Annotated in this window: 13 protein-coding genes; 4 read left to right on the top strand and 9 right to left on the bottom strand. The window is 69.9% G+C overall.

Annotated features, from left to right (window positions below):
• Positions 1-2: 2 nt before the first annotated feature.
• On the bottom strand, positions 3-1,487 hold the full coding sequence (locus GKO32_RS08145; protein ID WP_246243300.1) for a serine/threonine-protein kinase: 1,485 nt from the start codon (positions 1,485-1,487) through the stop codon (positions 3-5).
• Between the two features lie 67 nt (positions 1,488-1,554).
• Positions 1,555-2,385, bottom strand: a complete 831-nt coding sequence (locus GKO32_RS08140; RefSeq protein WP_154756224.1) for a TVP38/TMEM64 family protein — start codon at positions 2,383-2,385, stop codon at positions 1,555-1,557.
• A 54-nt stretch (positions 2,386-2,439) separates the two neighbouring features.
• On the opposite strand from GKO32_RS08140, the gene ligD reads away from it, so the two are divergent.
• On the top strand, positions 2,440-3,459 hold the full coding sequence (gene ligD, locus GKO32_RS08135; RefSeq protein WP_312867648.1) for a non-homologous end-joining DNA ligase: 1,020 nt from the start codon (positions 2,440-2,442) through the stop codon (positions 3,457-3,459).
• 35 nt (positions 3,460-3,494) lie between these two features.
• On the opposite strand, the gene GKO32_RS08130 is transcribed toward ligD, so the two are convergent.
• Complete coding sequence (locus tag GKO32_RS08130; RefSeq protein WP_154756171.1) at positions 3,495-4,391, bottom strand: LLM class flavin-dependent oxidoreductase; 897 nt, start codon at positions 4,389-4,391, stop codon at positions 3,495-3,497.
• A gap of 69 nt (positions 4,392-4,460) precedes the next feature.
• Here GKO32_RS08130 and GKO32_RS08125 point away from each other — a divergent pair, with 69 nt between their 5' ends.
• Positions 4,461-5,474: an LLM class flavin-dependent oxidoreductase gene (locus GKO32_RS08125; protein WP_312867647.1), complete on the top strand. Its 1,014-nt coding sequence runs from the start codon at positions 4,461-4,463 to the stop codon at positions 5,472-5,474.
• On the opposite strand, the gene GKO32_RS08120 is transcribed toward GKO32_RS08125, so the two are convergent.
• From GKO32_RS08120 to GKO32_RS08100, 5 genes are all read right to left on the bottom strand, one after another.
• Positions 5,399-6,658, bottom strand: a complete 1,260-nt coding sequence (locus GKO32_RS08120) for a glycosyltransferase 87 family protein (RefSeq protein ID WP_312867646.1) — start codon at positions 6,656-6,658, stop codon at positions 5,399-5,401. The two genes, GKO32_RS08125 and GKO32_RS08120, sit on opposite strands and share 76 nt — an antisense overlap.
• A gap of 66 nt (positions 6,659-6,724) precedes the next feature.
• Positions 6,725-8,293 (bottom strand): alpha/beta hydrolase, encoded by a 1,569-nt coding sequence (locus GKO32_RS08115; RefSeq protein ID WP_154756169.1) that lies wholly within the window; start codon positions 8,291-8,293, stop codon positions 6,725-6,727.
• Between the two features lie 118 nt (positions 8,294-8,411).
• Positions 8,412-9,512 carry an ATP-dependent DNA ligase gene (locus GKO32_RS08110; protein ID WP_154756168.1) on the bottom strand — a complete coding sequence of 367 codons (1,101 nt, stop codon included), beginning with the start codon at positions 9,510-9,512 and terminating at the stop codon, positions 8,412-8,414.
• A 15-nt stretch (positions 9,513-9,527) separates the two neighbouring features.
• Positions 9,528-10,052: a GNAT family N-acetyltransferase gene (locus GKO32_RS08105; protein ID WP_154756167.1), complete on the bottom strand. Its 525-nt coding sequence runs from the start codon at positions 10,050-10,052 to the stop codon at positions 9,528-9,530.
• A 9-nt stretch (positions 10,053-10,061) separates the two neighbouring features.
• Positions 10,062-10,805, bottom strand: a complete 744-nt coding sequence (locus tag GKO32_RS08100) for a pyrimidine reductase family protein (protein ID WP_154756166.1) — start codon at positions 10,803-10,805, stop codon at positions 10,062-10,064.
• A gap of 41 nt (positions 10,806-10,846) precedes the next feature.
• Between GKO32_RS08100 and zapE the strand changes: the two genes are divergently transcribed.
• The gene (zapE, locus tag GKO32_RS08095; protein ID WP_154756165.1) at positions 10,847-11,860 is read left to right on the top strand and encodes a cell division protein ZapE; all 1,014 of its coding nucleotides are present in this window, start codon (positions 10,847-10,849) and stop codon (positions 11,858-11,860) included.
• Here zapE and GKO32_RS08090 read toward each other — a convergent pair.
• Entirely contained in the window at positions 11,760-12,347 is a 588-nt protein-coding gene (locus GKO32_RS08090) for a phosphatase PAP2 family protein (RefSeq protein ID WP_166459433.1), read from the bottom strand. The two genes, zapE and GKO32_RS08090, sit on opposite strands and share 101 nt — an antisense overlap.
• Before the next feature lie 13 nt (positions 12,348-12,360).
• Between GKO32_RS08090 and GKO32_RS37935 the strand changes: the two genes are divergently transcribed.
• Positions 12,361-12,498 carry a hypothetical protein gene (locus tag GKO32_RS37935; protein ID WP_166459432.1) on the top strand — a complete coding sequence of 46 codons (138 nt, stop codon included), beginning with the start codon at positions 12,361-12,363 and terminating at the stop codon, positions 12,496-12,498.
• Position 12,499 lies beyond the last annotated feature (1 nt).

The following is a 12,499-nucleotide window of genomic DNA, read 5'->3' as shown; positions in this document are numbered from 1 at the left end:
CATCAACCGATCTGCGTGTTGGCGTCGATCCGCAGGCCCTGGGCGGTATTCACCATCCGCCAATGCACCCGGTTACCGTTGACGGTCACGTACATGTCGACCGAACCGTCGGGATTCGGCCCGGCATCGGCGAGGATCCGCTGGTACGAGTCGATCTTGTGCTCGGCCCAGTAGGACTGGAAGTTCTCCATCGACCCGTAGACATCCTGCGCGGCCGGGGTCAGCAGGCTCCACGCGCTCGAGGTGCCGACCGCGTCGAGATACGCCTTGACCGTGTTGCCCGCCTGCCCGTAGTTCGGGGTGCCGCCGGTGTTCTCCGTCTGCCCGAGCGGGGCCGCGTTGACCGGGCGGGCGGAGCTCGACGGGGGTGCGGACGTCCCGGGGTTGTTCCTTGGTGGTGACTGCGTGTTGTTCGTGGCGGGCGAACCGCCCTGGTTGAGCACAAGAAAGAGCACGACCCCCACCACGACGACCGCGGCGGCGATCGAGCCGATGAGGATGGTCCTGCGTCGGGCCGTGGCCGGGGCCGATCCCGCCTGGCCCGCCGGTCTTGACTGCGGGATGAACGCCGCGGTCGGGGTCCGGGGCGACTGCGGCTGCAGCGGCGCGACGGTGCGGGCCCACGGCGGGCGCTCGCCGGGCGGCTGCTCGGTCGCCACGCTGGCCGCGACCGGTTTCGGCCCCGCGCCGTACAACGGTGGCGACACGCGAGTGCCTGCGGTCGTCTCTGGTTCCCCCGACGCGAGCGCGGCCAGCCGTTCCCGGGCTTCGACCATTGTCGGGCGTTCCTCCGGCTCGACCCGGAGCAGGTTCATCAGCAGCGCGGTCGCCTTACCGGACTGGCGTGGCGGGATGACCTGGCCGTTCGCCGCCGTGTACAGCAGCGCGAGCTGGTTGGTGCTGTTGCCGTACGGCGGTTGGCCTTCCAGCGCGTGGTACAGCGTGGCGCCGAGGGAAAAGACGTCCGACGCGGGCGCGGGGTCCGAACCACGGGCCAGTTCCGGCGCGAGATACGCCGGGGTGCCACCGATGAGGCCCGTCTGGGTCAGCGTCAGGTCACCGGCGGCGCGGGAAATGCCGAAGTCGGTGATCTTCGCGGTGCCGTGCTCGTCGATGAGGATGTTGGCGGGCTTGATATCGCGGTGCACGATGCCGGCCCGGTGCGCGGCGACCAGCGCCGACGCGACCTGCTCGCCGATCTTCGCGACCTGACCCAGCGGGAGCGTGCTCTGCTCGGAGATCACCGCCGACAGACTCTTCGACGGCAGATACTCCATGACCAGGCATGGGTCGCCGTCCTGCTCCGCCACGTCGAAGACCACGATCGCGTTGGGATGCTGGAAACGCGCGGCGTTCTTGGCTTCCCGCATGGCTCGCAGCCGCATGCTGCTGCGCTCGGCCTCGGACATTCCTGGCTGGGCGAGGATCTGCTTCACCGCCACGGCCCGCTCGAGGCGCTCGTCGACCGCACGCCACACAACGCCCATGGCACCGCTGCCGATGTGCTCAACGAGGCGATAGTGCCCTGCGATCAGTTGACCGGTGTCGATGGGACTACTCCTCGGAAACTACCTGCATTTCTTGGCCTGATCGAGCGCGCACACCCTCCTCGCGCACCGCGTCGAGTGTAGCGGGCTGCCTTGTGCCGCCTCCGGATGACGCCCCGCGCGCGACCTTGATCAATCCGAGCGCTCCGGCCAGCGCGAATGCGAGGTAGCAGCCCAGCAGTGCCGGTGGCGTGCCGCCGGTGAGCGCGTCGCCGAGCACGACGACCGCGATCGTGCCGGGCAGACTGCCCAGCACCGTGCCGATCAGATACGGAACCGGCCGCACGGAAAGGATCCCGCAGCAGTAGCCGAACGGCGCGAACGGCACCACCGGGATCAGGCGCAGCGAGGTGATCGCGAGAATTCCCCCGTCGGCAAGGCGTTCGTCCACCGCCCGCACGGATTTCCGCTGCAAGTGACGGGAAACCAGGTCACGGCCGAGCAGCCGGGCGAGACCGAAGCCGAGCATGCCGGAGATCGCGGTGGCGGTGATCGAGACCGCGATCCCGGCGACTGTGCCGAGCAACAGCCCGGCGGCGAGGTTGAACACGGTGCGCGGAATCGGCACGACGGTGAGCAGCGCGTACGCGGCGAGGAACAGCAACGCGGTGGCCGGGCCGGCACCGTTGGCCCAGTCGCGCAGCTGCGCCGGCGTGGGCAACGGCACCACGAACGCGGCGGTGACGAGCACCGCGAGCACGGCGAGCGCGATGACCAGCTTGCTGCGCCGATCACGGGCAATCCGGCCGCCAGTCACGATGATCCGCTTGGCGTAGGCCGGCTTCCGGGTGATTGGTGCCGGCCTGCTTTCGGTCGGATTGGTGATCTGCCGGGGCATGCGGTCCACGGTATAGAACGCGAAATCCCGGCCTGGCGCGGCTACCGTGATGCCGTGCCCAAGAACGGTGAACCGGTGGAGTACCGGGTCGGTGCGCAGACGGTCCGGTTGTCCAGTCCGGACAAGGTCTACTTTCCCGAGCGTGGGATCACCAAGCGGCAGGTGGCCGAGTACTACCTCGCCGTCGCCGAGCCGTTGCTGGCGGCCATCGGGGAGCGGCCGACGACGTTGAAGCGGTACCCGGATGGCGTGACCGGCGAGTACTTCTATGCCAAGCGCGTGCCCAAGGGGGCGCCGTCGTACGTCGAGCCGGTGCGGATCACGTTCCCGTCCGGCCGCACGGCCGAGGAGGTCTGCCCGACCGAGGCGGCGGTGATCCTCTGGGCGGCGAACCTCGGCACGTTCGATTTCCACCCGTGGCCCGTCCGGCGCCCGGATGTGGACCATCCCGACGAACTGCGCATCGACGTCGACCCGTCGGACGAAACGGGTTTCGATGACGCGGTGCGGGTCGCGCAGACCGTGCGGGAGGTGCTCGCCGATGCCGGCCTGACGGGTTACCCCAAGACGTCCGGTGGGCGCGGGGTGCATGTGCGGGCGCGGATCCGGCCGGAGTGGGACTTCATCGCGGTGCGGCATGCGGTGATCGCGCTGGGCCGGGAGGTCGAACGGCGGATCCCGGAGCTCGCGACCATCGCGTGGTGGAAGGAAGAACGCGGCGGGCGGGTGTTCCTCGACTACAACCAAGCGGCACGTGACCGGACCATTGCGTCGGCGTGGTCGGTGCGCGGCACCCCGCGGGCGACGGTTTCGACGCCGGTGACGTGGGAGCAGCTTGCCGAGGTCCATCCTGATGACTTCGACGTGCTCACGGTGCCGGGCTGGTATGCCTCGCACGGCGACCCCCATGCCGGCCTGGAGTCGGAGGCGTTCGGGCTGGAGACGGCGCTGGACTGGTACGCACGCGACGAACGCGACCGCGGACTGGGGGAGATGCCGTATCCCCCGGATTACCCGAAAATGCCCGGCGAGCCGAAGCGGGTGCAGCCGAGCAAGGCACGCACGGACACCTGAGTCCGCCGGCGCAGCGGGAAACCCCACGCCGTAGGTCAGGACAGCTGCGGTATCACCTCGGCGGCGAGGCGTTCCATTTGTTCCGCCTGGTTCGCGACCGTGGTGAAGAGGATCAGTTCGGCGCCCGCGTCGGCGACCTCCTGGACTCCTCGCACGCAGTCGGCTGGGGTGCCGGCTACCGCGACCGCTTCCAGGCCACGGCGGCCGTAGATATTTTCCAAGCCGTCGGCCATCTGGGCGCGGGCGTGCTCGGCGTTGTCGTCCACCGCGATGTAGATCCGCTTCGCGATGGGGAAATCCGCTCGCTCGGCCCGAACCACCTGTACCTGTTCGGCGAACTTCCCGGTGGTCGTCGAGCCCGCACCGAAGAACCCGTCACCGAGCCGGACCGCCCGTTTCAACGCGTTCGGGTGGCTGCCGCCGATCCACACCGGCGGGCCCGGTTTCTGGAACGGCTTCGGCACGATCGCCGCCCCCTCCAGCTGCCAGAACCGCCCGTCGATCGTCGTCTCCGGCTCCGTCCACAACGAACGCATCACCTCGAGTCCCTCGGTGAACCGCGCGACCAGCGCCTCGCCGTTGTGCCCGAAAGCCGGGTATGAACCTCGCTTCCCGCCGGTGCCGACACCGGTCTCCACCCGGCCGCGGCTGAGTTGGTCCAGACTGGCCAGGCTCTTCGCCAGCTGCACCGGATTGTGTTGCGGCGTCACGAAAACCGCGCACCCCAGGCGCAGCCGTTCGGTGCACGCGGCCGCGTAGGCCATCGTCTCGAGCGCGCTGAGGTGCGGGAAATGGCCCAGGGTGAGGATCTGCTCCTGGGTCCACCCGCTGTGAAAACCGAGGGCCTCCGCGCGCTGGACGTAGCCACGAAACGCCACGGGGTCGAACTCGCCGTCGGCGGTGAACTGTGGAATGGAGATCGCGAAGCGCATGACCTCGAACCTAGGCTCGCGGGAATCCTTTGGCACGTCCGGGGTGTTACCGGGGGTGTGAGACTTTCGGTGCTCGATCGGTCGCGGACGCGGGAGGGTGCGACGCACGCGGACGCGCTACGGGACACGGTCGAGTTCGCGAAACACATCGAGGCACTCGGCTATCACCGGTTCTGGGTGTCCGAACACCACAGCGTGCCCGGCGTCGCCGGGTCCGCCCCGACCGTGCTGGCCGCCGCGGTCGCCGCCGCGACAACGCGGATCCGCGTCGGCACCGGCGGCGTGATGGTGCCCAACCATCGGCCGATGATCGTCGCCGAGCAGTTCGGGGTGCTCGAATCGCTGTTCCCCGGCCGTATCGACATGGGTCTCGGCCGATCGGTCGGCTTCACCGATGGCATCCGGCACGCGCTCGGCCGCGACAAGGAGGACGCCGGCGACTTCGGCCCGCAGGTCCGTGAGCTGCTCGGGTTCCTTGACGGCACCCAGCGCACCTACCCCGGCGTGCACGCCTTCCCCGCGGAAGGGCTGCACGTCCCGCCTTTCATCCTCGCCACCGGGTCCGGCGCCGACGTCGCCGCGGAACTCGGGCTGCCGCTGGTGATCGCCGCCGCCCGCGGGGAGCAGCGGATGCTCGACGCCATCGGCCGTTACCGCGAGAACTTCGTGCCCTCACACTGGTCGCCGTACCCGTACGTGATGCTCTCGGCGACGGTCGCGGCCGCCGACACTACCGAGAAGGCCGAGCGCCTGCTCATCTCCGAGGCGTGGTCGGGGGCCTACTCGCGTACCCACGGCGTGTTCCCGCCGCTGCTGCCGCCCGACGAAGTGCTCGCGCTCGACATGACCGACCGTGAGCGCAGACTGTTCATCGACGGGATGCGCGACCAGATCCGCGGCACCGGCGACGAAGCCGCACACCAGCTGCAGGACTTGGCCGAGCGGGCAGGCGCGGACGAGGTCCTGCTGGCCACCAGCACGTACGACCGGGCCGCGCTGCTCGACTCCTATGAGCGGCTCGCGGTCAGCTTCTTCAACCTCAGCGCCACCACGGCGAACGCCACGACGGTCAGCCAGATGTAGGCGTTGTGGTACACCACGCCGAGCCGCTCCCACGACGGGAACGTCAGTACCGAGCTCTCGCTCGACCCCAGCAGCGACAGCACCCCGCCCGACACCACGAAGAACGTCACCAGCAGCGCGATCCACGTGCCGACGGCCCATCGCCGCAGTGATGCGTCGAGCAGCCAGATCACCAGCGCACCCCACCACACCCAGTGATGCACCCAGCTGTACGGCGAAACCAGGGTCGTGGCCAGCCCGCACAACGTCACCGCCAACAACTCCTGCCGGCCGAACGACAACCGCCGCGCGAGATACAGGCACGCCATCGCGAGCACGGCGGCGACGAGGAACCACAGGATCTTCCAGCCGCCGTCCAGGCCGATGCTGCGCGCGAACATCCCGCGCAGCGACTCGTTCGACGGGTTCTCCGGCACGCCGACGCGAGTCGGGTCGAAGAATGCGCCGGCCCAGTACGTCCTCGAATCGTGCGGCAGCACGAGGAACCCGATGACGGCCGTCGCGACGAGTGAACCCGCCGACACCGCCGCCGCCCGGTACCGCTTGGTGAACAGGAAATAGGCGATGAAGAACGCCGGGGTGAGCTTGATGCCGGCGGCGATCCCGGTCAGTATTCCCTTACCGCGGAAGGAATCCGGCAGCGCCATGTCGACCAGCACGAGGGTCATCAACAGGATGTTGACCTGCCCGAACGCCATCGTTTCGCGGATCGGCTCGCACCACAGCAGCAGCGCGGCGACCGGCAGGCTGAACACCGCCAGCTTCACGTCACGCCGGTAGTTCAGCAGCGCCAGCGCGGCCCACACCCCGACCGCGAGGACCACGAAGTCGCCGATCCCGCCGACATACCGGAACACGTCCCCGTCGAGTTTGGCCAGCGGCGCGAACAGCAGCGCGGAGAACGGGGTGTAGACGAACTCCCACACGCCACGCGTCTGGCCGAGCAGCGGGGTGTCGTAGACCGAGACACCGTCGAGCACCCGTTGGCCGGCGATCTTGTACACGCCGAGGTCCAGCAGATGCATCATCGAGCCGACGTCGGCGAGCAGTTCTTTCAGATACCAGCCGCCGGCGAGGGCGCCGAGCGCCAGCACGACCCAGAACGCGGGCGCGGGGATGGCGCGTCTCTCCGGAGCCGAGGGCGGCGGCACGGCTGCCGGGGCCTCGACGGCGGATGACGACACGATGACCCCCAGTTTGGGACGTGACCAATGGCGATTGCCAAGCGTAACGGCCCGCGGCGTACTTCCCTAAGCGGGGCAGAGGGTGCCGTCCACCGGAACCTTCCCGTCGACGAGAAACCCCCGCACCGCTTCCCCGACACACGGTGAGGACATCGCGCCGTGTCCGATGCCCTGCCACGAGATCCGTGCCGCGCTGCTCATTTGTTCGGCCGCCCGTACGGTGCCCGCCTCCGGGGTCACCGGGTCCGTTTTCGTGCTCGCGACGAACACCGGCGGGAGGCCGGCCACGCCCAGTGACGATGTCCCGCTGGTGCGTCCCGGCCACGGCAGGCACCACAGAAGTCGTTGCGTGGCAAGGCCGCCGAACAGGGGGAAGCGTTTGCGCAGGGTGTCGGTCAGTGCGCTGAGCTGGTTCGCGGGCAGCCGGGTCGCGGTGTCGTTGCACTCGGTCGCGAGCGCCCCGTCGAGCCGGGACGGGGTGAGCTGCGAGGTGTTGATCAGCGGCGCGACGAACGCGGCCAGCTGCGTCGGATTGCCGGTGCGGGCGGCCTGGATCGCGGCGGCGAGCTCGGACCAACGTGCCGGGTTCTCGAGCCCGGCGAGGATGGCGTTGAGCGCGACGCCCGGCGTGAAGGGGACGCCGCCGCCGAGCGACGGAGGCGCGACGCGCAGCTGGTCGAGCAGGCCGGTGACGGCGCCCGCCGCGTCCCTGCCGAGCGGGCAGCCGCGGGCCGCGCAGTCGGCGGCGAACGCGTCGAGCGTGGCCTGCTGAGCGGCCGCGAGATCGCCGAGCACGGTGGCCTCGTCCGATGAGGGATCAGGGATGCCGTCGAGCACGACCCGCCCGATGCGGCCCGGGTAGCGGTTGGCGTATGCGGCCAGCACGTCGGAGGCCTCGCCGCGGGCGATCGCGTTGAGCTTCGGCACCCCCAGCTCGTCACGGACCTGATCGAGGTCGCCCGCGGTGCGCCAGCTGTCCAGCGCCTGCTGGGTGGAGCCGAGTTCGATCGCGCACTGCTGACCGGCCCGGCGCGCGGCGTCGAGCACGGCCTCCTGGTCGCCACCGGCCGGGTCCTGGCTCAGCAGCGTGCCGCGCACGTCGCCCGGCACGCAGCCGACCGGGTCGGAGTCACCCGTGCCGCGCCGGTCCATGCCGATGAGCGAGAACCGCTGCAGCAGCGCGGACGGCAACAATGCGGCCAGGTGCGCGGCATACAGGGTGCCGCTCTCGCCCTCGATGTCGTTGAGCACCACCAGCGGGATCGGCCCGCTGCCCGCCTTGAGCAGTGCGATATGGGTCTGGATCCGGCCGGGCAGATCGGGGGAGTCGAGGACGGAACCCACGGTGGCGCAACTGAATTTCAGCGTGCCGGGCGGTGCGGGCGGTTCGATCCGGCCGCGGGTCTGCTCGTCGCAGTCGGACCAGTCGACCGACGGCGACTGCGGCTCGGTCAGTGCCGGCAGCGGGACCACCTGCGGCGCGCTCGTCGTGCTCGTCGCCGAGTGTTCGTCGTTCTCCACCACGGCCGGGCGTTTCGACGGCCCCGCCGTGCAGCCGGCGACCAGGCACGGCACCAGCACGGCGACCAACAGCAAGGAATGCCGGCGGAGCAAGACGGGTCCCCTCACTTCCATCCACGTACGCTTCCGACCTTCGCACGTACCGGGTGAGCGGCCGGTAAGCGGGTCAACGTAGCTGCACTTCTCCGTTGACTGTGCTGGTTGTTGCCAAGCCGACCGGCAGTCACGGCGATCAGCGAAACGTAGGCGGGCCGCCGGTTGGCCGGGCCGGCCTACTTTCGGTCGGCTTGGCAAGCAGGGCCTCGAGGTCGTAGCGCGCGGGCTCGTCGAGCTGTGCGTAGCCGCACGAGGCCGGTTCGCGGTCCGGGCGCCAGCGCACGAACTGCGCGGTGTGCCGGAAACGGGCGGGATGGCCGCCTTCGGTGTGCTCGTAGCCGACTTCGACGACCCGCTCCAGTCGCAGCGGCACCCATGGCTGCTCGGTGCTGCGCCAGCGCGTGATGCCGCCGGGCAGGCGCTGGCCTTCGACGACGGCGTCACCGAGCCACGGGTGCTCGCCGTCGGTGATCAGGCCGGCCAGTTCCGTGGCCAGTTCCCGCCGACGCGCCGCCGCGAACGCGCCGACGACGCCGACGTGGTGCAGGATCTCGCGGTCGTCATAGAGGCCGAGGAGCAGCGAGCCCACCGCCTCCCCCGGCGCGGAATCGGCGTGCCAGCGCAGGCCCGCGACGACACAGTCCGCGGTGCGCGCGTGCTTGTACTTGGCCATGATCCGCTTGCCCGGCTGGTACGGCGCGTCCAGCGGTTTGCCGATGACCCCGTCGAGCCCGGCGCCCTCGAACAGGGTGAACCACTCGCGCGCAATGGCCGGATCCGAGGTCGCAGGGGTGATCTTGATGCCGGTCAGCTTCTCCAGCCTGTCCCGGCGGGCGCTCGTCGGTTCGTCCACAAAGGACTCTTCGCCGAGCGCGAGCAGATCGAACGCGACGAACGTGGCCGGTACGTTCTCGGCGAGCATGGTGACGCGGCTCTTGGCCGGGTGGATCCGCTCGGTGAGCGCGTCGAAGTCCAGATGCCCGTCGTGGGCGACGACGAGTTCGCCGTCCAGCACGACCTGCTCGGGCAGCACCGCGCTCAGCTCGGCGAGCACCTCAGGGAAGTAGCGGTTGAGCGGTTTACCCGCGCGGGACTGCAAAGTGAGCTGGTCTCCGTCGCGGAAGACCAGGCAGCGGAACCCGTCCCACTTGGGTTCGAACAGCATCCCGCCGGTGTCCGGGATGGTCTTCACCGCACGCGCCAGCATCGGCTGGATCGGCGGGCTGAGCGGCACCATGTGCCCGATTGTGCCTCACCCGGACAGCGGAAGTGCGCTTTCGTAGAACACGACCTGGCCGTCGACCGGGTCTTGACAATCGTCCTGGAAGGCGAACCCGAGCGAGCGGACCAGGCCGATCGACGCCATATTCGTGCGGGCTATCGTCGCGTAGACCGTCGAGGCCTCCCCGGTGGCGAAGGCCCAGCCGGTGAGCGCGCGGACGGCCTCGGCGGCGATACCACGGCGCCGGAACCGGGGCAGCACCTCGTAGCCGACCTCGACCACGGCCAGTTCGTCGGGCAGATCGTGGAAACCGACCTCGCCGACCATGACCCCGGCTTCACGCAACAAGATCCCGCGCGACAGCCACGGCTGGGCGTCGGGTTCGGCGCGGAGGGTTCTGAGGTTGTCCTGCGCCGGGACGAGGTCCGCCCACTCCGGGCTCACGTCGGCGCCGAGCGCTGCCGCGAGCGCGCCGAGGTCCCTGTCCAGGATCAGCCGCAGGAGGTTTCCGGTCAGTTCCACCAGATCCAGGCGTGCGGACCGGATCGTCGCCATCTCACCAGCCTAGGTGCGCTTGCGGTAGCGGAACATGGTGTAGCCGTCCTCGATGAGGATCGAGCCCAGCTCCAGCCGCCGCGTCTCGGCCATCCGGCCTTCGGCGATCCGCGCGGCGCCGGGCCCGGCGAGCAGCGGCGCGACGGTGAGGCACAGCTGGTCCACCAGGTCCTCGGCGATGAGCTCGCCGAACAGGTGCGGGCCGCCTTCGCAGTCGATCCGGTGCAGGCCGCGGGCGGCGAGCTCCTTGAGGGCGGCGGTCAGGTCGATCATCTGCTCGCCTGCGATGAGGATGTCGGCGCCCGCGTCGGCGAGCGCCGCGCGCCGGTCTTGTGGTGCCGATTCGGTGGTGATGACGATCGGAGGCACTCGCGTGTCGGTGAACAGCGGCGAGGCCGGGTCGAGCTGCGCGCGCCCGCTGACGACGGCGATCGGCGGCAGCTGGGACAGGCCCAGCTTCTTGCGCCGGGCCTGCCGCTCGGGGTTGGTGCGCGCGCCGCGGTAGTTTTCGCTTCGCGCGGTGCCGGCGCCCACCAGCACAACGTCGGCGAGATCCCGGCTGAGCAGGAAGATGCGCTTGTCCGCCGGATGGGACAGGCCCTCGGACACGTCGCCGATGGTGGCCGCACCGTCCGCGGAGGACACGAAGTTGACCTGCACCCACGGGCGGTCGAGCCCGGCGGGGAAGCCGTAGATCCGCTCCAGGTCGTCATCGCTGACATCGTCGAGTGGGGTCGGCCACAGCATGCGCATGCTGGGGATCGTAACGAGCCTGGCCCGCTTAACCTCGGGTCATGCACCTGACCGACCGTCGTCCGGAGATAGGCGCGGACGAGCTGATTTCCTCGCTCGTGCCACCGCCCCGGTTCGACGCCGTCCGGTTCGAGACCTACGTGCCCAACCCCGACGAGCCGAGCCAGGCCGCCGCAGTCGAGTCGTGCTCGGCGTTCGCGGGGCGGATTTCGGTGGCACGGAAGAAATCCCGGTTCCGCCTGTTCGGCGGCGGCGAGCCCGTGGGCAAGCCCGGCCTGTATCTCGACGGCGGCTTCGGCGTCGGCAAGACGCACCTGCTCGCCTCGACCTGGCACGCGGCCCCGTCGCCGAAGGCGTACGGAACCTTCGTCGAGCTCACGCATCTGGTCGGCGCGCTCGGTTTCGCCGAGGCGGTGCGGCGGTTGTCGGCGCACCGGCTGCTCGCGATCGACGAGTTCGAGCTGGATGATCCCGGGGACACCATGCTGGTCAACCGGCTACTGCGGGAGCTGACCGACGCGGGCGTGTACGTGGCGGCGACGTCGAACACCTTGCCGGACAAGCTCGGAGAGGGCCGGTTCGCCGCGGATGACTTCCTGCGGGAAATCCAGTCGCTCTCCTCGCGGTTCGCGGTGACGCGGGTCGACGGTCCTGACTACCGGCACCGCGGCCTGCCCGAGCCGCCCCCGCCGGTCGACGACGCGACACTTTCAGCGTCAGCATCTTCCCAGGAAGGTTCTTCCCTCGACGACTTCGATGCGCTGTGTGATCACCTCGCGAGCCTGCACCCGTCGAAGTACGGCCGGCTCGTGGACGGGGTGCCATTGGTGCATCTGCGCGGGGTACACGCGGCGCCGGACCAGAACGTCGCGCTGCGGCTGGTGGCGTTCGCGGACCGGCTGTACGACCGGGCGATCCCGGTGCTCGCGTCGGGCGAGCCGCTGTCGGCGCTGTTCACTCCGGAGATGCTGCAGGGGGGTTACCGGAAGAAGTATCTGCGTGCGGTGAGCCGGCTGACCGCGCTCGCCCGGGACGCAGCACCAGCGACAACGTGAACACGGCGGCGACCGCCAGGCAGGCCCCGCCGAGGACGTCGACGGGGTAGTGGTAGCCGAGGCCGACGAGTCCGATCCCCGCTGCCGCCGTCACCGCGGCCGCGATGATCGCCAGAAGCCATTGGCGGGTAAGGAAAACCAGCACAATGAGGGTGGTGGCGAGGCCGACGGTGTGCCCGCTGGGGTAGGCGAGGTCGCCGCGCAGCTCGTGGCCGAACAGCGGTTTCAGCACCCACGTGTTGAGCGCGAGGGGGAGTGCCGTCGCGGCCACACAGAAGGCGGTTTCCCGCCACCGGCGCCGGAGCACCTGGAATCCGGCGATCAGCGCGATGACCGGGATCAGCACATACGGCTCGGTGGGCAGCACGAGGATGTCCAACAGCGTGCTGTGCGTCCCGTCGCCGAGCCCGCGCTGCAGGAACGCGGGCGGCCACAAACCCAGCGCCACCATCCCGAGCGCGGCGAGCACCGCGATACCAACCCTCACACTGGGAGACGATATGCGCGTCGAGACGCTGGCGACCCGGCCGGATCTGCTGGACGCCGCACTGGCCCTCGGTGACATCGGGGCGAAGTTCATGCATCGCATGGGCCGGAGGACTGCGGCGACCGCGGGGCCAGGAATTTCGCGCCGGTGAC

This window comes from Amycolatopsis pithecellobii (genome assembly GCF_009707865.1).
GTDB lineage: Bacteria > Actinomycetota > Actinomycetes > Mycobacteriales > Pseudonocardiaceae > Amycolatopsis_E > Amycolatopsis_E pithecellobii.
The sequence above is the reverse complement of the archived record's forward strand: the minus strand, read 5'-3'. Positions and strand labels throughout refer to the sequence as shown.